This window comes from Sphingomonas epibiotica (genome assembly GCF_039615155.1).
Classification (GTDB): domain Bacteria; phylum Pseudomonadota; class Alphaproteobacteria; order Sphingomonadales; family Sphingomonadaceae; genus Sphingomonas.
In genome coordinates, this window is record NZ_JBDGHY010000001.1 from 666,455 (window position 1) to 685,111 (window position 18,657).

Below are 18,657 nucleotides of genomic sequence, written 5' to 3' on the forward strand. Positions count from 1 at the left end.
GGTTCGGCACTTTGCGCCGTCACGCGAGTGCCGTTTCGAGACACCACCAGCCGGGTTGCGCCGCGCGGATGGTCGCAGCGGCTCCGGCGCGGGCGGCGCGGTCCTCGAACAATGCGAAACAGGTCGCGCCCGATCCCGACATGCGCGCCAGCCGCACGCCCGGCGCGGCATGCAACATCGCCAACACGTCGTCGATCGCAGGCGCCAGCGCGCGGGCGGGCGGTTCGAGGTCGTTGCGGCCGGCTAAAGCGATCGACAGCGTATCTCCCTCACCCATCGGGTCGCGATCGATGCGATCCCAGCCCGCAAAGACCTGCGCGGTCGAAACAGCGACGCCGGGATTGACCAGCAGCACCGGCAGTTTCGGCGCATCGATCGGGGTCAGTCGCTCGCCGCGCCCGCGCCCGATCATGGTGCGGCCGACCAAACAGGCGGGCACGTCGGAACCGAGCCTGTCGGCGATTTCCATCAGCGCGGGATCGTCGAGCGCGACGCCGTGCAACCGCGCCATTCCGCGCAGCGTCGCGGCGGCATCGGCCGATCCGCCGCCGATGCCCGAGGCGACCGGCAGATGCTTGTCGAGCACGATCGCGACAGGATCGCCTGGGCCGAAGCTGGCGCGAAAGGCGTCGCGGGCGCGGGTGACCAGATTGTCGCCCTCCCCGCTCAATCCCGCCGCGAACGGGCCGGTGATGGCAAAGCCGTCGCGCTCGGCGGGGGTAATCGTCACCGTGTCGCCATCGGTGACAAAGGCGAACAGCGTTTCGAGTTCGTGATAGCCATCGGCGCGCCGCGCGCGGACGTGCAGCGCGAGGTTGAGCTTGGCGGGGGCGGGTTCGACGATCATCGGATCAGCGTTGCGACGAAGCGGGTCCGTTCGCAAGCTTGCTGACCAATCGCGTGGCATCGGCGCCCCCGGCCTCGACCGAGGCCGCGCGCCAAGCGTAGCGCGCCTCGACCCGGCGGCCGGCGGCCCAATAGACATCGCCGAGATGCTCGTTGATCTCGACATCGTCGGGCGCTTCGCGCGCGGCCCCTTCGATCAGCGGCAAGGCGGCCTTCAGGTCACCGGCACGGAACCGCGCCCAGCCGAGCGAGTCGGCGATCGCCGGGTCCTTCGGCGCGAGCGCATGGGCGCGTTCGAGCATCCGCGTCGCTTCGACAATATTCTCGCCGCGATCGACCTGCGCATAACCGAGATAGTTGAGCGCGGCGGGTTCCTGCGGGGCCAATTCGACCGCACGTCGGAGCATCGGCAGCGCCGCTGCCCAGTCGCCTGCCCGGTCGAGCGCCGCGCCGCGTTGCAGATAGAGCGACCAGTCGTTCGTCGCGCCCGGTCGGGCCATGGCGCGGGCGTAGACGGCGGCGGCTTCGCGTGCGCGACCGGTTTCGAGGAGCAGGTCGGCATAGCGGCGCAGGCCGGCGGTGGTCGCATCGCTGCGCTCAGCCTGTTTCGCGGCGAGTGCGAGGGCGGCGTCGAGATTGCCGGCGCGCTGCTGAATGACGATGGCGAGCGCGGCGGCGCTGGTGGCGAAGGGATCGTCGGCGGGGATCGCCGCCAGCGTCGCCTGCGCCTCGGCGGTCGCGTCGCTGCGGGCGAGCGCATCGGCCAGCGCGAGGCGGGCGCGGGTATATCGAGGGTCGAGTTGCAGCGCCGATCGGCTGAGCATGATCGCCAGCGGCTCGGTCCCCTCCGCCGACAGGTCACCGGCCATGCGCGTCAACAGGCGTGAGACGCCGAAGCGCGCATCGCCTTTGCTGCCGCGACCGAGCATCGCGGCGCTGCGCGACAGGACCGGGTCTTCGCCGGCGAGCAGGGCACGGGCGGTGTCGCCCTGCCCCGCGCGTGCCAGCAATTGCGCGGCGTTCAGGCGGAAATCGGCATCGTTGCCGCCGACGGTCAGCAGTGCGCGGACGGCGGCGATGCCCCCCGTCACCTGTCCGGTTGCGAGCAGCCGCAGAGCATGATTCTCGGCGGCGTAGCGACGCGGGATCGCGCCGCCGTCGCTGGCAACGGTGGGCGCGGGCTGATCGACCCATATGGCCAGCAGCGGTGCGAGGAAGCCGAGCGGCGACCCCGCCAGCCGGGACAGTGCCGTCCGCTCTCCGGCGGCGTCGCGTTTGTCGACCGCATCGGCAAAGGCGAGAATATCGAGGTCGGGCGGCGCCACATCGGCAGCGCGCAGCACCGCCCCTGCACGCCGCGCGAGCACCAGGTCGCCGCTCGCCAATGCTTCGCGGAGCGCGCGCACCGCGATCACCGGATCGGACGGTTGCGCCGTCAGCGCCTGTGAATAGCCCTGCGCCGCGATCGTCGCCAGACCATCGGCATCCGCGGCGCGCGCCCGTATATAGGCGGCGAGCGGGGTGTCGGCAGCCATGGCCGGCGACGCGAACAGCGCCGCCGCGAGAAGGCCGAGACTACATGTTCGGATAATTCGGTCCTCCGCCGCCTTCCGGCACGACCCAGTTGATGTTCTGCGTCGGGTCCTTGATGTCGCACGTCTTGCAGTGGACGCAGTTCTGCGCGTTGATGACGAACTTTGGACTATCCGTCTCCGCTCCCACGATTTCATATACGCCTGCGGGGCAATAACGTTGCGCGGGTTCGTCATAGAGCGGCAGGTCGTAGGCGACGGGGACGTCGGGATCCTTCAGCGTCAGATGGACCGGCTGATCCTCCTCATGATTGGTGTTCGACAGGAACACCGAAGACAGCCGATCGAAGCTCAGCACGCCATCGGGTTTGGGATAGGCGATCGGCTGCACCTGATCCTTGCGCCACAGACTTTCGTGATCGGGGTGGTGGCCCATGGTGAAGGGCATGCGCAGGCCCCAATGTTCGGCCCACATCGTCGCATTGGCCACGCCCGACCCGACGAAATCGCCGAATTTCTTGACCAGCGGCACGACGTTGCGGACCTTGCGCAACTCCTCGTACACCCAGCTCGCCTCATAGGCGGCTGTGTAAGCGATGAGTTCGTCGCCTTGCCGACCGTCGCGCACCGCGGTGAAGGCGGCTTCGGCGGCCATCATGCCCGACTTCATCGCGGTATGAATGCCCTTGATCCGCGGAACATTGAGAAATCCGGCCGAACAGCCGACCAGAGCGCCGCCGGGGAAGGTCAGCTTCGGCACCGACTGCCACCCGCCATCGTTGATCGCGCGCGCGCCATAGGAGACGCGCTTGCCGCCCTTCAAAATTGCGGCGATCGCCGGATGGGTCTTCCACCGCTGCATCTCGTGGAAGGGCGAAAGATAGGGGTTCGAATAGTTGAGCCAGGTGACGAAGCCCAAGGCCACCTGCCCGTTCGCCTGATGATAGAGGAAACCGCCGCCGTTGGACCCACGCGTTTCGCTGAGCGGCCAGCCCTGCGTATGGATTACCCGGCCGGGGACGTGGTTTTCCGCCGGAATGTCCCACAATTCCTTGATGCCGAGGCCATAGACCTGCGGCTGGCTGTCGCGCGCGAGGTCGAAGGTACGGATGATCTGCTTCGACAGGTGCCCGCGCACGCCTTCGGCAAAGAAGGTGTATTTGGCGTGCAGTTCGAGGCCGGGTTGCCAGTCGGGCTTGTGCGTGCCGTCGCGCGCCACGCCCATGTCGCCCGTCGCGACGCCCTTTACCGAGCCGTCTTCATGATAAAGGATTTCGGCCGCCGCAAATCCGGGGAATATTTCGACGCCCAACCCCTCGGCCTGTTCGGCCAGCCAGCGGCACATATTGCCGAGCGAGCCGGTATAGGTGCCCTTATTCTGCATGAATGGCGGCAGGATGCGGTGCGACACCTCGCTGCTGCCGGTTTCGGACAGCAACCAGTGATGGTTCTCGGTCACCGGCACTTCGGCCATCGGGCAGCCCTGCTCGCGCCAGTCCGGGAGCAATTCGTCCATCGCGCGCGGATCGAACACCGCGCCCGACAGGATATGGGCGCCGACCTCCGACCCCTTTTCGAGGACGCAGACGGCGATCTCCTCGCCCGACTCGCCCGCCATCTGCTTCAATCGGATCGCCGCGGACAGGCCGGCAGGTCCCGCGCCGACGATCACGACGTCATAGGGCATCGATTCCCGTTCGCTCATCTTTCATCCTCATCGCGGGCGCCGCGGGCGCCCCAACCTCGTCGCGCTACTGCCACGCCCTGTCCTCCCGCACGATTTGGGCAGATTGACGGGGAGGTCAAGGCAAGCGTTAAAGACGGCATGGGGGCGGACCAGCATATCCAGTGGCACGAAGCGGCAGCCAGCGCACTCGAATGGTGGCAGGACGCTGGTGTCGACACGCTGGTCGAGGACGAACTGCGCGACTGGTTCGCGACTCAGCCACCGGCGCGAGCGCCCGCTGCCGTAGCGTCGACGCCGGTCGCCGACCTGCCACCCGACACACTCGATGCGTTTCTGGCCTGGCGGATGGGCGATGCCGTGCCGGAGACGGGATGGAATGCCGAACGCCTGCCCGTCGTCGCGACAAAAAATCCGGCGCTGATGATTCTGACCGACCTGCCCGAAGCCGATGATTCGGTGGAGGCCGGGTGGATGACCGGGCCGGTCGGCGTGCTGCTCGATCGCATGCTCGCGGCGATCGGGCTCGACCGGAATGCGGTGACCATCGCCGGGGTCGCGCAGGCGCGGCCGCTGACCGGGCGGGTTCCGGGCGAGGCGCAGGCGACACTCGACGATCTGGCACAGCGACTGGTATCGTTGGCGGCCCCCCGCAAGCTGTTGTTGTTCGGGGCGGAACCGTGCCGGGCCCTGCTGGGGCCGGACGGACAACGCGGTGGTTTACGCACCCTTCATCATGATGGCATAGACTGCCCGGCCATCGCCACTTTCCATCCGCGCTTCCTGTTGGAGCGGCCCTTGGCCAAGGCGGAAAGCTGGCGGCACCTACAGTTGCTTACCAGGGAAACGACCACGTGAAGCTGACCCCTATCGTGTTCGCGGCGCTGATGTTGCCCGCCCTTCCCGCTTATGCCGACGAAGCGCCTACGTTGGGGAACGTCGCCCGGACGCCGGTCGAGGCGCGGGTGCCGCCGCAATTGTCGGCCGAGGATCGCGATGCCTATGCGCAGGTGTTCGCGGCGATACGTGGCGGGCGCTGGGCGGATGCGCAATTGCGGCTGGACGCGATGAAGCCAGGGCCGCTGCACGCCGTGGCACGCGCCGAACTCTATACGGCGAAGGGGTCGCCTAAGGTCGAACTGCCACAATTGCTGGCGCTGCTGGCCGAGGCACCCGACCTGCCGCAGGCGCCCGATCTGGCGCGGCTCGCGAAGCTGCGGGGAGCGGACGCTGTGCCCGAACTGCCCACGCCGCAAAAGCTGGTGTGGTTCGATGCCGCGCCGGTTCGGGTCCGGGCGAAGGCTGCGCGCAGCGATGCCGCCGCCGCGCAACTGCTTGAAGCAATGAAACCGTTCGTGAAGGCCGATGACGGTGCCGCCGCCGAAGCGCTGATCGCCACCCGCGAATCGGAACTTACCGCTGAGGCGTTGACCGAGATGCGCGGGCGGGTCGCGTGGATCTATTTTGTCGCCGGCGACGATGCCAATGCCCGGCGACTGGCGGCGGTGGCGCAGCGCGGGTCGGGCGACTGGGCGGCGCAGGCCGACTGGACGCAAGGGCTAGCAGCGTGGCGGCAACAGGATTGCGCAGCGGCGCAGAATGCCTTTGCCAGCGTCGCGCAGCGCGCGGGCGATACTGAATTGCGTTCGGCCGGGCTGTATTGGGCAACGCGCGCCGACATCGCCTGCGGCCGGCCCGATCTGGTGCAGGGGCGGTTGCAGACTGCGGCGCAATATGGCGAAACCTATTACGGGTTGCTGGCGCGGCAGGCGCTGGGACTGATCGACGGAGCCGATGCCAATGGCCGCGCGCCCGCGACCGACGACTGGCGCGCGCTGGAGCGGCGATCGAACGTAAAGGTCGCCGCCGCGCTGACCGAAATCGGCGAAGGCGCGCTGGCCGACAAGCTGCTGCGCCATCAGGCGCGGATCGGGGGAGCAAGCGACTATGCGGCGCTGACTCGGCTGTGCGGCAGCCTGAACCTGCCCGCGACGCAATTGTGGCTGTCGCATAACGGGCCGCAGGGGGCGCGGCCGCTGGCCGAGGCGCGCTATCCCGCCCCCGACTGGACGCCCGAGGGCGGCTGGCGCGTCGACAAGGCGCTGGTGTTCGCACACACGCTGCAGGAATCGCGCTTCGATGCCGGCGTCGTCAGTCCTGCGGGGGCGACGGGGCTGATGCAGATCCGGCGCGGCGCGTTGACCGACTATGCGCGGGCGCACGGACTGCAGCTGGAGAAATCTTCGCTGTCGAAGCCCCAGGTCAATATGGCGGTAGGGCAGAGCTATCTGGAACAGTTGCGCGACCGGCCCTTCACGGGCGGGCTGCTGCCCAAGGTCATCGCCGCCTATAATGCCGGTCCGACCCCGGTCGAGGCGTGGAACGTGCAGTTGAAAGATGGCGGCGATCCGCTGCTGTACATTGAATCGATCCCCTATTGGGAAACACGCGGTTACGTCATGACCGTGCTGCGCAATTACTGGATGTACGAAAAGCAGGCGGGCAAGCCGTCGGCCAGTCGGTCGGCGCTGGCGCAGGGAATGTGGCCGAAATTCCCCGGCCTGCCGGGTGCCGCCGCCGTGCGGGTGAGCAAGACCGGCCGGACGCGCATCGCCGATGCCAATTGACGAAAGTCGGGCGTTCGTGCCCGTTCGGATCGCGGTACTGACCGTATCGGACACGCGGGGGTTGGCAGAGGATCGTTCGGGCGACACGCTGGCCGAGCGGGTCGAGGGGGCGGGCCATATCCTCGCCGCCCGTGCGATCGTACGCGACGATATCGACACGATCGTCGCGCAACTGGACCAGTGGATCGACGATGACGCGATCGACTGCGTCATCACCACCGGCGGTACCGGGGTCACCGGGCGCGACGTTACCCCTGAGGCGGTCGAGCGTGTCGCGACGAAGCTGATCCCCGGCTTCGGCGAACTGTTCCGCTGGCAAAGCTATGCCAAGATCGGCACGTCGACGATACAGTCGCGCGCGATCGCCTGTGTCGCGCGCGGTACCTATGTCTTCGCGTTGCCCGGATCGACCGGGGCAGTGAAGGACGGCTGGGACGGCATCCTCGCCGAACAGTTGGACAGCCGCCACCGCCCCTGCAACTTCGTCGAACTGATGCCGCGCCTGCTCGAACGGTAGGTTATTCGGGCACCATCGCCGCCAGAACATGCCCGTCGGGATCGCAGAAATGGAACCGACGCCCGCCAGGGAAAGCGAAGATCGGCACGACGATGGTGCCGCCCGCGGCTTCGACGGCAGCCAAAGTCGCCTCCAGATGGTCGACCTGAATGACCGGCAGCATGACCTTCAGCGTCGTATCGGCATCCAGCCCGAGATCGGTATCGCCGGTCGTCGTCGCCGCATAATCCGGTCCGTAATCGGTGAAGCTCCAGCCCATCACCTTCGCATAGAAGTCCGCCGCCGGTCCGGTCGACGCGACCGGCAGTTCGAGATAGTTCAAGCGCGCCATATCGTCCTCCCGTTGATGTTCTTGCTTCGTTCTATCGAAACCGGTAGCGTCGCGCAATGCGCAACCGTCCTGCCCGTGGAGCGACCGAGAATGCCGTAAGCGGTCGCTTCGCGCTGCCGATGCGCGATGCGGACGGCGACTGGCTCGACTGGCGCGAGACGGTGGACGGCGCGGAGCCGGTGCTGCGCACGACGGTGACGATCGAACAGCCGCGCACGATCATCGCGCGCAACAGCTCGCCCGACATGCCCTTCGATCGAAGCATCAATCCGTATCGGGGCTGCGAGCATGGCTGCATCTATTGTTTCGCGCGGCCGACCCATGCCTATCAAGACCTGTCGCCGGGGCTGGATTTCGAAACGAAGCTGTTCGCCAAACATGATGCGGCGGCGTTGCTGCGCGCCGAACTGGCCAAGCCCGGCTATGTCGCACGGCCGATCGCGATGGGGACGAACACCGATCCGTACCAGCCGATCGAGCGCGAATGGCGGATCACGCGCGACTGTATCGCGGTGCTGGCGGAGACGAATCATCCGCTGACGATCACGACCAAGTCGGACCGGGTGGTGCGCGACATCGATCTGCTGGCGCCGATGGCGGCGCAGGGACTGGTCAGCGTTACGCTGTCGGTGACGTCGCTCGACCCGGTCGTCGCGCGGACGCTGGAGCCGCGCGCGCCGCATCCGTTCAAACGGCTGGAGGCGGTGGCGAAGCTGAGCGCGGCGGGGGTCCCGGCCTATGTCTCGATCTCGCCGGTCATTCCCGCGATCACCGATCACGAGGTCGAGCATCTGATCGAACGGGCGGCCGAAGCGGGCGCGAGAGGCGCGTATTTTCTGCCGGTGCGACTGCCGCACGAGGTCGCGCCGCTGTTTCGTGCCTGGCTGGAAACGCATTTCCCCGATCGGGCGGGCAAGGTGATGGCGATCGTCCGGTCGCTGCGCGGCGGGCGCGATAACGATCCCGACTTTCATTCGCGGATGCGCGGGCAAGGGGTGTGGGGGGAATTGCTGGCGACCCGCTTCGCCATCGCCTGTCGCCGGCACGGACTGACCGGCGGCCATTCGCCGTTGCGCTGCGATCTTTTCCGCCCGCCTGCCGGCGCACAGGGCGAGTTGTTCATCTGAGCGACGGAACCGTTGTCGTATCGCAACGTATTCCGAACGAGACTGAACGGGGACTGCCGAACGATGACGACACGGATCTGGACCGCGGCCATGCTGTGTGCCGCGACGATCACCGCTCCCGCAACAGCGCAGACACGATCGATTTCGCAGAGCGACCGGGCGCAGGGGGCACAGGCCAATCCGCAGCTGCTGGCGCAATATGGCGGCAAATATTCGGGGCCGCAGTCAGCCTATGTCGAACGCGTCGGCAAGCGGGTGGCGGTGCAGTCGGGCCTGTCGAACGCCAGCGGCGACTTCACGGTGGCGCTGCTTAATTCGCCGGTCGAGAACGCCTTCGCCATCCCCGGCGGCTATGTCTATATCACCCGGCAGTTGCTGGCGCTGATGAACAGCGAGGCCGAACTGGCGGCGGTGATGGGGCATGAGGTCGGGCATGTCGCCGCACGCCACAGCAATTCGCGCAGTACCCGTTCGACGCTGGGGACGCTCGGCGCGACATTGCTGGGGGCGGTGACGGGCAGCGATCTCGTCGGTCGGATCGCCGGGGTCGGGTCGCAGCTCTATACGCTGTCGTACAGCCGCAACCAGGAATATCAGGCCGATCAGTTCGGCGTGCGCTACGCGACGGCGGCAGGCTATGCGCCGTCGGGCATGGCCGATGCGCTGGTGCAGCTGAACGAAGCGCAGGCGCTGGCCGCACAGACCAGCGGGCGTGGCGGAAATGCGGTGCCGACATGGATGAGCACTCACCCCAATGGCGCCGACCGCGTCCGCCGGGCGCGAGCACTGGCGCAGCAGGCCGGTCGCGCGACGACCCAACCGGCACAGGACGTGACCTATTTGCGGATGCTCGATGGCCTTCGCTATGACGACGATCCCGCGCAGGGGGTGATCGACGGCACGACCTTCAAGCACCCCGCGCTCCGCATCCGCTTCACCGCACCGGCTGGCTATGCGCTGCAGAACGGAACCGACGCGGTGACGATCGCCGGGCAAGGCGGGCAGGCGGAGTTCCGGATGGGGCCGGCCGGCGATCCGGCGAGCTTCGTGCAGCAGCGGCTGGCGTCGCTGGGGGCGCGGACCGCGGTCGAGCCGCAACTGACGCGGATCAACGGCACCGACGCCGCGATCGCGACGACGCGCGCGACGGCCAACAACCAGGCGGTCGATGTGACGATCGTCGCCTATCGCTACCCCTCGGCCATCTATTATTTCCAGATCGTCACGCCCGCCGGGCGCGGCATCGGCCCGTTCGAATCGCTGCTCGACAGCTTCGGCACGCTCAGCCAGGCCGAGGCGAATGCGATCGTCGGCAAGCGCATCCGCATCGTCACGGTGAAGGCGAACGACACCGTCGATTCGCTCAGCCGGCAAATGGCCTATCCCGATTTCCAGCGCGACCGGTTCCTGACCCTGAACGGGCTGGAGGACGGCGCGCGGCTGGTGCCGGGGCAGTTGGTGAAGGTCGTGGTGCGAGGCTGACCCCTTCACCTCGCCCTTCGGCCATGCGAAGGGCGGGCGATGACCAGCCATGACGTCATCATCCTCGGCGCGGGCGGTGCGGGCCTGTTCTGCGCCGGGATCGCCGCGCAGCGCGGGCGGCGCGTGCTGGTCGTCGACCATGCGCCCGAGCCGGGCCGCAAGATCGTCATTTCAGGCGGCGGGCGGTGCAACTTCACCAATATCGGGGCAAGCTGGGATCGCTATGTCTCGGCCAATCCGCAATTCGCGCGATCGGCGCTGGGCCGCTATACGGCACAGGACTTTGTCGCGCTGGTGGATCGGTACGGCATCGCGTGGCACGAGAAAACGCTGGGGCAGTTGTTCTGCGACGGATCGGCGCGGCAGATCGTGGCGATGCTGCTTGACGAAGCAGCCGGCGCGGACATCGCGCTGGGCCAGCCGATCCGCGACGTAACCCATGCCGATGGTGTGTTCACCGTCTCGCAGGGGGATCGAAGCGCCACCGCGCCGTCGCTGGTCGTCGCGACCGGTGGCCCATCGATCCCCAAGCTGGGCGCGACCGGTTTTGCGTATGATCTGGCAAAACGCTTCGGGCTGAAACTGGTCGAGCCACGTCCAGCGCTGGTGCCGTTGACGCTCCCGCCCGAGGATGCGCTGTTCCGCGAATTGTCGGGTGTCGCGACCGAGGTCGTGGCGGGAGCCGGCAAGGCGAAGTTCCGCGAGGCGGCCTTGTTCACCCATCGCGGGCTGTCGGGACCGGCGATCTTGCAGGCGTCCTCCTATTGGCGGCATCGCGAGGCAGTGACGATCGACTTCGTGCCCGACCAGCCACCCGGCTGGCTGCTCGCGACCAAACGAGCGCGTCCCCGCGCCGGGCTGCGATCGGCACTAGGAGCCGCCCTGCCCGACCGGCTTGCTGAGGCGCTGGCGGGGAAGTTCGAGGTGACGGGTGAAATCGGCAATGCGCGCGATGCGGTGCTGGGCGATATCGAACGGCGGCTGTCAGGCTGGCAATTCCACCCCAACGGCACCGAAGGCTTTGCCAAGGCGGAGGTGACCGTCGGCGGCGTCGCGACCGACGGGCTGAACCAGAAGACGATGGCGGCGAAGCACCTGCCCGCCCTGTACGTTATCGGCGAGGCGGTCGACGTGACCGGATGGCTCGGCGGCTATAATTTCCAATGGGCGTGGTCGAGCGGCTGGGCAGCGGGCCAGGCGGTGTGACCCGCAAGACGTCGTTCCCGCCGGTCGTCGACGTGTCGACACGGGTGTTGATCCTCGGCAGCCTGCCCGGCGACGCGTCGCTTGCGGCGGGGCGCTATTATGCGCATCCGCAGAACCAGTTCTGGCGGTTGCTGTCGCCGGTGATCGGGGTCGACCTGCCCGCCCTTCCCTATGATGCGCGGCTGACGACGCTTCGGGCGGCGGGGATCGGGCTGTGGGATGTCGTGGCGAGCGCGACCCGCCCCGGCAGCAGCGACGCCGCGATCCGCGACGCGACCGCGAACGATGTGGCCGCGCTGATTGCCACCCTGCCAGCGTTGCGACTGGTGGCGTTCAACGGCGGGACGGCGTGGAAAGCTGGACGGACGATGGTGCAAGGGGTCGAGACGCTGGCCCTGCCGTCAAGCAGCCCTTTGCATACGGTCGGCGTTGCCGCCAAGCAGCCGGCTTGGGACGCTATTGCGGCGTATCTGACGGTGTAGGAAGTGGGACGGCGGTAGCTGACACCACCGTGCCCACTCGCCTATCCAGCGCCATGGCTTCCGTCCGAACCGGTACCATGTTCGCTGCATTGACCAGCATCATCCTGTCTGACGGTTGCCATCGCCCGACGCTCGACCAGGCCGAATTGGCAGCAATCCGATCGGCGAGAATATATCCGGGCACGCCCCCTGCTGAAACGGTTCGGAGCCGATCGCATCCATCCTGAATTGTCGGCAATTTCCGTGGCCGATCGCTCGCCGGTTGCAATCGCCCTGCCCCCTGCTCCATAGCGTCGCCTATGTCCGACGAACGCGATGTTTCCGCCCTGTCCTTCGAAGATGCGCTCCGCGAACTCGAGGGAATCGTAAGCCGGTTGGAGACGGGTCAGGAAGACCTTCAGACCGCGATCGACCTTTATGCCCGGGGCGACCTCCTGCGCGCGCAATGCGCCGCGCGGCTCGATGCGGCGCAGGCGCGGATCGAGGCGATCCGGGTCGATGCCGAAGGGCGCGCCTCGACCCAGCCGTTCGACGCGCAATAATGGCGACGATCGCGCCGCCGGTGTCGCTGAACGCCGCCCTTCGCGAAATCTCGGCAGAGATGGATCGCCAGTTCGATGCGCTGCTGCCGGTTCCCGGCGATCCGCGCGCGAACCTGTATCGCGCGATGCGGCATGCCGCGATCGGCGGTGGCAAGCGGCTGCGGCCATTGCTGGTCTTCGCAACCGCGCGGCTGTTCAATGTCGAGCGGACACGTGCCGCGCGCGCCGCGCTCGCGATCGAATGCATCCATGTCTACAGCCTGATCCACGACGACCTGCCGGCGATGGACGACGACGACATGCGGCGCGGCAAGCCGACCGTCCACAAGGCATATGACGAAGCCACCGCGATCCTCGCCGGGGATTGCCTGCATGCACTGGCGTTCGAAATCCTCGCGCATGAAGCAACGCACCCCGACAGCCATGTCCGTATCGAGCTGATCGCGGACCTCGCGCATGCATCGGGGCCGTCGGGCATGGCCGGTGGACAGGCGATGGACCTTGAAGCGGAGGAAACCAGCTTCGATCTCAACACCGTCACCCGGTTGCAGGCGATGAAGACCGGCGCGCTGATCGCCTGTTCGGTCGAAGCAGGGGCGATCCTCGGCCGGCTGCCCGCCGATCAGCGCACCTCGCTGCGTGGCTTCGCCCGCGACATCGGCCTCGCTTTCCAGATCGCCGACGACATCCTTGACGTCGAAGGCGACGAGGCGGCGGTCGGCAAGGCGCTGCGGAAGGATGGCGAGGCCGGCAAGGAGACGTTCCTGTCGCTGCTCGGCCTCGACCGTGCACGCGAACAGGCGCGGATGCTGGTCGAACAGTCGATCGAGCACCTGCGCGACTTCGGTCACGAAGCCGACCTGCTGCGCGCCATCGCCCGCTACGTACTGGAGCGCGATCGGTGAGGATCGGCGTTTATCCCGGTACCTTCGACCCGATCACGCGCGGACATATGGATATCATCCGGCGCGGGGCGAAGCTGGTCGACCGGCTGGTCATCGGCGTGACGACCAATCCGTCGAAATCGCCGATGTTCTCGCTCGATGAACGGCTTGCCATGGTCGAGCGCGAAGTGGCGGGGGTCGCGGGCGATATCCAGGTCGTCGCGTTCGATGCGCTGCTGATGACCTTTGCCGAGCGGCAGGGGGCGAGCGTGATCGTGCGGGGCTTACGTGCCGTTGCCGACTTTGAATATGAATATCAGATGGCGGGCATGAACCAGCAGCTGAACGACCGGATCGAGACGGTCTTCCTGATGGCCGACGTATCGCTGCAACCGATCGCGTCGCGGCTGGTCAAGGAGATCGCGATGTATGGCGGGTCGATCGCCAAATTCGTGTCGCCGGCAGTGTGTGAAGAGGTAGTCGCCCGGGTCGAACGGATCGGGCGGAAGGGCGACTAACGCCGACGCCACCACCAGGTCAGTCCGCCCAGCAGCACGATCGCGACGCCGCCGCCGGCCAGCACCTGCCACGACGGCAGCCAGCGGCCGATCAGTTCACTGAGGCCATGGCCGAACCAATAGCCGATCGAGACGAAGATCGTCGCCCATAGCAATGCCGCCGATCCGTTGAGGACCGCGAAACGGGTCAGCGGCAGGCGGGTTGTGCCGATCGCGACCGGGCTGACGGTGCGCAATCCGTAGAGGAAACGGAAGGCGAAGACGAACAGCGTCGGGTGCCGTTCGAACGTCGTCAATGCGCGGGCGAAGGCCGGCTTTTCCTGCCAGCGGACCACCCGCGGGTGATGGCGGAAGCGGCGTCCGGCGGCGAAAAAAAGCTGGTCGGCGATGAACGATCCGATCGCGGCGGCAAGGATCGCGCCGACATAGGGCAGGACGCCGCGCTGGACCATGATCCCGCCGAGGATGACGACCGTTTCCCCCTCCATGCCCGCGCCGAGGACCAATGCGGCGAGGCCGTAGCGGGCGATCAGCGCTTCGATCGTCATGGGCAGGCTTTCGGCATGGCGGCACCGTAGCGGCAAGTCTCGGCGGGTAAAGCGAAACGCACCCCTTTCGTGCGACCGGTACCAGCGCTAGATGCCGGACATGCTCGCACCTCCCCTTCCCTCGCGCGCCCGGCCGGGCGCAATCGCCCGCTGGCTTTGGTGGGTCGCGGCGCTGATCGTGGCGATGGTGGTGGTCGGGGGCATTACCCGGCTAACCGAATCCGGACTGTCGATCACCGAATGGAAGCCGTTGTCGGGGACGATCCCGCCGCTCAACGCCGCGCAGTGGGAAGCGGAGTTCGCCAATTACCGGCGCATTCCGGAGTATCAGCTGCTCAACCAGGGCATGACGCTGGCGCAGTTCAAGGGCATTTTCTTCTGGGAATATGTCCACCGGTTGCTGGGCCGCATCATCGGCCTTGCCTTTGCGCTGCCGCTCGCGTGGTTCTGGCTGCGGGGCGCGATCCCAGCCGGTTATAAGGGGCGGTTACTGGCGCTGCTGGCGCTGGGCGGGCTGCAGGGCGCGATCGGCTGGTGGATGGTCGCGTCGGGGCTGTCGGTGCGGACCGATGTGTCGCACATTCGACTGGCGGTCCATCTGCTCAACGCCTTGTTCATCTTGGCGGGAACGGTGTGGACCGCGCTCGACCTGCGCGAGCTGGCGGCGGATCGCTATGCACGGCCGGCGCGGATGACGGTGATCGGCGCGTTGGCGGGACTGGTCCTGTTCGTGCAGTTGCTGTTCGGGGCGTGGGTCGCCGGGCTGAACGCGGGGCTGGTGACGAACGAGTGGCCGTTGATGAACGGACGGTTCTTTCCGGCGGACGAATGGGCCGCGCGCGCACCGCTCGATGCGATCGTCAACGACCCCTATGTCGTTCACTTCATTCACCGCTGGTGGGCATGGGTGACCGTCGCGGCGCTGATCGTGCTGGCACGGGCCGCCAAACGCGTTGGCCATCCGAAGGTAGCGAAGGTTGTACATATCGCATTCGGAATCCAGATCCTGCTGGGCATCGCGACCGTGATGACCGGGGTGCGGATCGAGGTGGCGGCGCTGCATCAGTTCGTTGGGGCGATGCTGGTCGTGGCAACGACATGGGCGGCGCATGCCACCGGCCGGCGGTCATAGGGTATCTAGATACCCGTCAGCAAAGCCGCACTTTGCTTGACTTTCCGCCGAGCGTTCGGCAATTGCCCGGCGTTCGCACCGCTCCGGTTCGGGGCGGGCGCGTGTTAACTCCGAAAGGTCCAACGCCCATGAAGGCGCTCATGAAGACCACCAAGTCGGCCAAGCCGCACGAGGTGGAGAAGAAGTGGCATATCGTCGATGCCGACGGCCTGGTGGTCGGTCGCGCTGCGTCGATCATCGCCAACGTGCTGCGCGGCAAGCACAAGACGTCGTTCACCCCGCACGTCGATTGCGGTGACAATGTCGTCGTCATCAATGCCGACAAGATCCGCTTCACCTCGAACAAGGCGAAGACGAAGACCTATTACAAGCACACCGGCTATGCCGGCGGCATCAAGGCGGTCACCGCCGAGAAGGTCCTCGAAGGTCGTTTCCCCGAGCGCGTCCTCGAAAAGGCCGTCGAGCGGATGATTCCGCGCGGTCCGCTGGGCCGTGAGCAGATGCGCAACCTGCGCATCTTCAAGGGTGCGGAGCATCCGCACGCAGCGCAGAACCCCGAGGTTCTCGACATCGCGGGCATGAACCGCAAGAACAAGGTGGGCGCATAATGTCCGACAACCGCCAGTCCCTTTCCGACCTCGCGAACCTGACCGGTCAGCAGGCACCCGCCGCTGCCCAGCAGGCCGCTCCGGCCGCCGAAGTTGGCACCGACGCCCCCGCCGCCGCTCCGGTCGAGCCGGCCCGTCCGACCATGCCGCTGCGCGCGCAGGAAATCGACGCCTATGGCCGCGCCTATGCGACCGGTCGTCGTAAGGACGCCGTGGCCCGCGTGTGGCTGAAGCCGGGTTCGGGCAAGATCACGATCAACGGTCGCGATCAGGAAGTGTATTTCGCACGTCCGACGCTGCGTCTCGTCATCAACCAGCCGTTCGGCGTTGCCGACCGCAATGGTCAGTATGACGTGATCTGCACCGTCAAGGGCGGCGGCCTGTCGGGTCAGGCCGGTGCGGTCAAGCATGGCATCAGCCAGGCGCTGACCCGCTACGAGCCGATCCTGCGTGCGCCGGTCAAGGCCGCCGGGTTCCTGACCCGCGACAGCCGCGCCGTCGAGCGCAAGAAGTACGGCAAGGCGAAGGCCCGCCGCAGCTTCCAGTTCTCGAAGCGCTAATCGGACAAGGCCGCACGCGCGGGACACCGGAAGGTTCCCGTTTGCGGCCAGTCGCGGTACGTTTGGGGCGGTCCGGTATCGGGCCGCCCTTTTCGTTTGTACCGTAACCGTATAGCGAGTGCCCGTCCGCACGCTGGCGGAGCCGGAATCCAAGAGACGCCATGACCTCGCGTGCCAAAACCTCGTTGCTGCCGCTTGCCGATTCGGACCTGTGGCCCGACGAACTGCGTCGCAGCCTGTCCGACAAGCTGTTCACCATCGCCTTCGGTGCGATCCAATGGCCGTGGCTGCTGCGCAGCCTGTCGGGCGGCAAGCGCGCCGACAAGGCGCGGTTGATGGCCGAACTGGGCCTCGCCGCCGATGCGCTGCCCAATCTGGGAAGCTGGAAGGCGGATACCGGCTATCTCTCGCTGATCGTCGAGCAGATCGCCGCCAGCCGGCCGCGCACCGTCGTCGAACTAGGCACCGGCGCGTCGAGCCTGGTGACCGGCGCGGCGCTCGCCAAGCATGGCGGCGGGCAACTCATCAGTTTCGATCAGCATGCCGGCTTCGTCGATGCGACGCGCGAGTGGCTGGCCGAACACGGCATCGCCGCCGATCTGCGCGCGGCGCCGCTGGTCGAGGCGCCGGGCGACTGGCCGGGTGTGTGGTATGATATCGACGCGCTGCCCGATCAGGTCGACCTGCTGCTGATCGACGGGCCGCCCTGGACGATCCACCCCTATGTGCGCGGCGCGGCGGAGACGCTGTTCGACCGGTTGCCGGTCGGCGGCGTGGTGATGCTCGACGATGGCGCACGGCCGGGTGAACGGGTGGTCGCGCAGCGCTGGCGGCGGCGCTGGCCGAACTTCCGGTTCGAGCTGGTCAATCGCGGGACCAAGGGGACGTTCATCGGGCGACGGGTGGCGTAGCGAGTCGAGGTCTGGCTACCGGTTCACTCCGGACTTGTTCGAGGCCTTGGCGAAAGTCACGCGGTTACCTGAAAACCGCCTTACCCCGGCGAAGGCCGGGGCCCAGTTGGGGGACGTCGGTAAGGTCGGGAAAAGCCTTCCCAACTGGACCCCGGCCTTCGCCGGGGTACGAGGAGGGACTTTTGCAACGCTCTTGCCTTCGCCGACATACAGCGAAGCGGAATTGGACAAAGGTCTCGGCTCGCTCTGCGGTGTTACTTCGTGCGCCGCGCAGAACAGGCAGCGGGTCCCGGTTCAGGTCCCGGGCGACGGGAATGGTGGCGACCCCCTACCCGCCCATCGTTACCGGCTCGTCCTGCGCGCCCATTTTGCGTGCGATCGTCTCGAACTCCCGTCCCTCGATGCGGATTTCGTTGAACGAGGGCGGATCGCGGCGGGTGCGGGTCGACAGTGTGCCGGCGCCGACCATGCGCAGCCGGCCCTTAGCAGTGCGATAGGGTAGATCGAACGGGTCGTGGACATGGCCCGACAGCACCGCATGGGCGCCAGCTGCAACGACCGCGTCGAGTGCCGCCGCCCCGCCATCGGTCTCGCCACTCGATTTGGTGCCGACATCGACCAACGGATGATGCGCGGCGATGAAGATCAGGTCGCCCTTCGGCACGCGATCGATCAGTTTCAGCGTTCGTGCCAGCGCCTTCGGCCCGACATAACCCTTCGACCAGTCCCACCGGAACTGGAAACGGGCGGTGGTCTTGAGCGGCACGATCGCGACGCCGTCGATCTCCAGCGGGCGTTCGATCATGCGTTCGAGCCGCTTGTAGCGTTTGTACGGGCGGACGAAGCGGGCGAAGAGATTGTAGAGTGGCAGATCATGGTTGCCGACCTCTACCGTGACCGGGCGGCCGAGGCTTTCGAGCCATTCGGCGGCAGCCTCGAACTCGGCGGAGCGGGCGCGCATCGTCAGGTCGCCGGTCATGATGATCGCATCGGGCTGTTCGCGCTTCACCGCTTCGCCAAACCACGCGATCGCCGCCTTGTCCTCCGCGCCGAAATGGACGTCGCTGACATGGAACAGACGGATCATCGGGCGCTCCCCTAACACTTCGAACGCAGCCAA

The 18,657-nt window shown here is 67.0% G+C and carries 20 protein-coding genes; 14 read left to right on the forward strand and 6 right to left on the reverse strand.

The annotated features are described in order from the left end of the window. Positions 1-19: 19 nt before the first annotated feature. The 3 genes from AAIO73_RS03200 to AAIO73_RS03210 are packed head-to-tail and all read right to left on the reverse strand — an operon-like array spanning position 20 to position 4,083. Positions 20-847: a 4-(cytidine 5'-diphospho)-2-C-methyl-D-erythritol kinase gene (locus AAIO73_RS03200; RefSeq protein WP_345876177.1), complete on the reverse strand. Its 828-nt coding sequence runs from the start codon at positions 845-847 to the stop codon at positions 20-22. A gap of 4 nt (positions 848-851) precedes the next feature. Next, positions 852-2,381 (reverse strand): tetratricopeptide repeat protein, encoded by a 1,530-nt coding sequence (locus AAIO73_RS03205; protein WP_345876178.1) that lies wholly within the window; start codon positions 2,379-2,381, stop codon positions 852-854. A gap of 40 nt (positions 2,382-2,421) precedes the next feature. Beyond that, positions 2,422-4,083, reverse strand: coding sequence for an electron transfer flavoprotein-ubiquinone oxidoreductase (locus AAIO73_RS03210; RefSeq protein WP_345876179.1), 1,662 nt, complete (start codon positions 4,081-4,083; stop codon positions 2,422-2,424). A 120-nt stretch (positions 4,084-4,203) separates the two neighbouring features. Between AAIO73_RS03210 and AAIO73_RS03215 the strand changes: the two genes are divergently transcribed. The 3 genes from AAIO73_RS03215 to moaB are packed head-to-tail and all read left to right on the forward strand — an operon-like array spanning position 4,204 to position 7,206. After that, positions 4,204-4,920 carry a uracil-DNA glycosylase family protein gene (locus tag AAIO73_RS03215; protein WP_345876180.1) on the forward strand — a complete coding sequence of 239 codons (717 nt, stop codon included), beginning with the start codon at positions 4,204-4,206 and terminating at the stop codon, positions 4,918-4,920. A gap of 29 nt (positions 4,921-4,949) precedes the next feature. Further along, positions 4,950-6,689: a lytic transglycosylase domain-containing protein gene (locus AAIO73_RS03220; protein WP_345876340.1), complete on the forward strand. Its 1,740-nt coding sequence runs from the start codon at positions 4,950-4,952 to the stop codon at positions 6,687-6,689. Next, positions 6,679-7,206, forward strand: coding sequence for a molybdenum cofactor biosynthesis protein B (moaB, locus tag AAIO73_RS03225; RefSeq protein WP_345876181.1), 528 nt, complete (start codon positions 6,679-6,681; stop codon positions 7,204-7,206). Before AAIO73_RS03220 ends, moaB begins: the two co-directional genes overlap by 11 nt. A gap of 1 nt (position 7,207) precedes the next feature. On the opposite strand, the gene AAIO73_RS03230 is transcribed toward moaB, so the two are convergent. Beyond that, positions 7,208-7,537, reverse strand: coding sequence for a VOC family protein (locus tag AAIO73_RS03230; protein WP_345876183.1), 330 nt, complete (start codon positions 7,535-7,537; stop codon positions 7,208-7,210). Between the two features lie 56 nt (positions 7,538-7,593). Between AAIO73_RS03230 and AAIO73_RS03235 the strand changes: the two genes are divergently transcribed. From AAIO73_RS03235 to coaD, 7 genes are all read left to right on the forward strand, one after another. Continuing rightward, positions 7,594-8,664, forward strand: coding sequence for a PA0069 family radical SAM protein (locus AAIO73_RS03235; protein ID WP_345876184.1), 1,071 nt, complete (start codon positions 7,594-7,596; stop codon positions 8,662-8,664). Positions 8,665-8,727: 63 nt separating this feature from the next. Then, entirely contained in the window at positions 8,728-10,146 is a 1,419-nt protein-coding gene (locus AAIO73_RS03240) for a M48 family metalloprotease (protein WP_345876185.1), read from the forward strand. Positions 10,147-10,185: 39 nt separating this feature from the next. After that, complete coding sequence (locus AAIO73_RS03245; protein ID WP_345876186.1) at positions 10,186-11,352, forward strand: BaiN/RdsA family NAD(P)/FAD-dependent oxidoreductase; 1,167 nt, start codon at positions 10,186-10,188, stop codon at positions 11,350-11,352. Then, the gene (locus AAIO73_RS03250; protein WP_345876187.1) at positions 11,316-11,834 is read left to right on the forward strand and encodes a DNA-deoxyinosine glycosylase; all 519 of its coding nucleotides are present in this window, start codon (positions 11,316-11,318) and stop codon (positions 11,832-11,834) included. The genes AAIO73_RS03245 and AAIO73_RS03250 overlap by 37 nt, the downstream gene beginning before the upstream one ends. 299 nt (positions 11,835-12,133) lie before the next feature. Beyond that, positions 12,134-12,376, forward strand: coding sequence for an exodeoxyribonuclease VII small subunit (locus AAIO73_RS03255; RefSeq protein ID WP_055999565.1), 243 nt, complete (start codon positions 12,134-12,136; stop codon positions 12,374-12,376). Next, positions 12,376-13,281, forward strand: a complete 906-nt coding sequence (locus AAIO73_RS03260; RefSeq protein ID WP_345876189.1) for a polyprenyl synthetase family protein — start codon at positions 12,376-12,378, stop codon at positions 13,279-13,281. Before AAIO73_RS03255 ends, AAIO73_RS03260 begins: the two co-directional genes overlap by 1 nt. Then, complete coding sequence (gene coaD, locus AAIO73_RS03265; RefSeq protein ID WP_345876190.1) at positions 13,278-13,778, forward strand: pantetheine-phosphate adenylyltransferase; 501 nt, start codon at positions 13,278-13,280, stop codon at positions 13,776-13,778. Before AAIO73_RS03260 ends, coaD begins: the two co-directional genes overlap by 4 nt. Here coaD and AAIO73_RS03270 read toward each other — a convergent pair. Next, positions 13,775-14,326 carry a DedA family protein gene (locus AAIO73_RS03270; RefSeq protein WP_345876191.1) on the reverse strand — a complete coding sequence of 184 codons (552 nt, stop codon included), beginning with the start codon at positions 14,324-14,326 and terminating at the stop codon, positions 13,775-13,777. The two genes, coaD and AAIO73_RS03270, sit on opposite strands and share 4 nt — an antisense overlap. Positions 14,327-14,417: 91 nt before the next feature. Between AAIO73_RS03270 and AAIO73_RS03275 the strand changes: the two genes are divergently transcribed. From AAIO73_RS03275 to AAIO73_RS03290, 4 genes are all read left to right on the forward strand, one after another. Continuing rightward, positions 14,418-15,458, forward strand: coding sequence for a COX15/CtaA family protein (locus AAIO73_RS03275; RefSeq protein WP_526023749.1), 1,041 nt, complete (start codon positions 14,418-14,420; stop codon positions 15,456-15,458). Positions 15,459-15,586: 128 nt separating this feature from the next. Further along, positions 15,587-16,066, forward strand: a complete 480-nt coding sequence (gene rplM, locus AAIO73_RS03280; RefSeq protein ID WP_242115824.1) for a 50S ribosomal protein L13 — start codon at positions 15,587-15,589, stop codon at positions 16,064-16,066. Next, positions 16,066-16,626 carry a 30S ribosomal protein S9 gene (gene rpsI / locus AAIO73_RS03285; protein WP_242115825.1) on the forward strand — a complete coding sequence of 187 codons (561 nt, stop codon included), beginning with the start codon at positions 16,066-16,068 and terminating at the stop codon, positions 16,624-16,626. The genes rplM and rpsI overlap by 1 nt, the downstream gene beginning before the upstream one ends. 161 nt (positions 16,627-16,787) lie before the next feature. After that, positions 16,788-17,537, forward strand: a complete 750-nt coding sequence (locus AAIO73_RS03290) for a class I SAM-dependent methyltransferase (RefSeq protein ID WP_345876194.1) — start codon at positions 16,788-16,790, stop codon at positions 17,535-17,537. A 328-nt stretch (positions 17,538-17,865) separates the two neighbouring features. On the opposite strand, the gene AAIO73_RS03295 is transcribed toward AAIO73_RS03290, so the two are convergent. Further along, positions 17,866-18,624, reverse strand: a complete 759-nt coding sequence (locus tag AAIO73_RS03295; protein WP_345876196.1) for a metallophosphoesterase family protein — start codon at positions 18,622-18,624, stop codon at positions 17,866-17,868. Positions 18,625-18,657 lie beyond the last annotated feature (33 nt).

What these genes read in the sequence shown, in the direction of transcription:
- AAIO73_RS03245 (WP_345876186.1), top strand. Translation starts at nt 10,186, where the DNA reads ATGACCAGCCATGACGTCATCATCCTCGGCGCGGGCGGTGCGGGCCTG.
- rplM (WP_242115824.1), top strand. Translation starts at nt 15,587, where the DNA reads ATGAAGGCGCTCATGAAGACCACCAAGTCGGCCAAGCCGCACGAGGTG.
- AAIO73_RS03205 (WP_345876178.1), bottom strand. Translation starts at nt 2,381, where the DNA reads ATGGCTGCCGACACCCCGCTCGCCGCCTATATACGGGCGCGCGCCGCG.
- AAIO73_RS03260 (WP_345876189.1), top strand. Translation starts at nt 12,376, where the DNA reads ATGGCGACGATCGCGCCGCCGGTGTCGCTGAACGCCGCCCTTCGCGAA.
- AAIO73_RS03230 (WP_345876183.1), bottom strand. Translation starts at nt 7,537, where the DNA reads ATGGCGCGCTTGAACTATCTCGAACTGCCGGTCGCGTCGACCGGACCG.
- AAIO73_RS03220 (WP_345876340.1), top strand. Translation starts at nt 4,950, where the DNA reads ATGTTGCCCGCCCTTCCCGCTTATGCCGACGAAGCGCCTACGTTGGGG.
- AAIO73_RS03215 (WP_345876180.1), top strand. Translation starts at nt 4,204, where the DNA reads ATGGGGGCGGACCAGCATATCCAGTGGCACGAAGCGGCAGCCAGCGCA.
- rpsI (WP_242115825.1), top strand. Translation starts at nt 16,066, where the DNA reads ATGTCCGACAACCGCCAGTCCCTTTCCGACCTCGCGAACCTGACCGGT.
- AAIO73_RS03210 (WP_345876179.1), bottom strand. Translation starts at nt 4,083, where the DNA reads ATGAGCGAACGGGAATCGATGCCCTATGACGTCGTGATCGTCGGCGCG.
- AAIO73_RS03295 (WP_345876196.1), bottom strand. Translation starts at nt 18,624, where the DNA reads ATGATCCGTCTGTTCCATGTCAGCGACGTCCATTTCGGCGCGGAGGAC.
- AAIO73_RS03235 (WP_345876184.1), top strand. Translation starts at nt 7,594, where the DNA reads ATGCGCAACCGTCCTGCCCGTGGAGCGACCGAGAATGCCGTAAGCGGT.
- AAIO73_RS03255 (WP_055999565.1), top strand. Translation starts at nt 12,134, where the DNA reads ATGTCCGACGAACGCGATGTTTCCGCCCTGTCCTTCGAAGATGCGCTC.
- AAIO73_RS03200 (WP_345876177.1), bottom strand. Translation starts at nt 847, where the DNA reads ATGATCGTCGAACCCGCCCCCGCCAAGCTCAACCTCGCGCTGCACGTC.
- AAIO73_RS03275 (WP_526023749.1), top strand. Translation starts at nt 14,418, where the DNA reads ATGCCGGACATGCTCGCACCTCCCCTTCCCTCGCGCGCCCGGCCGGGC.
- AAIO73_RS03290 (WP_345876194.1), top strand. Translation starts at nt 16,788, where the DNA reads ATGACCTCGCGTGCCAAAACCTCGTTGCTGCCGCTTGCCGATTCGGAC.
- AAIO73_RS03240 (WP_345876185.1), top strand. Translation starts at nt 8,728, where the DNA reads ATGACGACACGGATCTGGACCGCGGCCATGCTGTGTGCCGCGACGATC.
- moaB (WP_345876181.1), top strand. Translation starts at nt 6,679, where the DNA reads ATGCCAATTGACGAAAGTCGGGCGTTCGTGCCCGTTCGGATCGCGGTA.
- AAIO73_RS03270 (WP_345876191.1), bottom strand. Translation starts at nt 14,326, where the DNA reads ATGACGATCGAAGCGCTGATCGCCCGCTACGGCCTCGCCGCATTGGTC.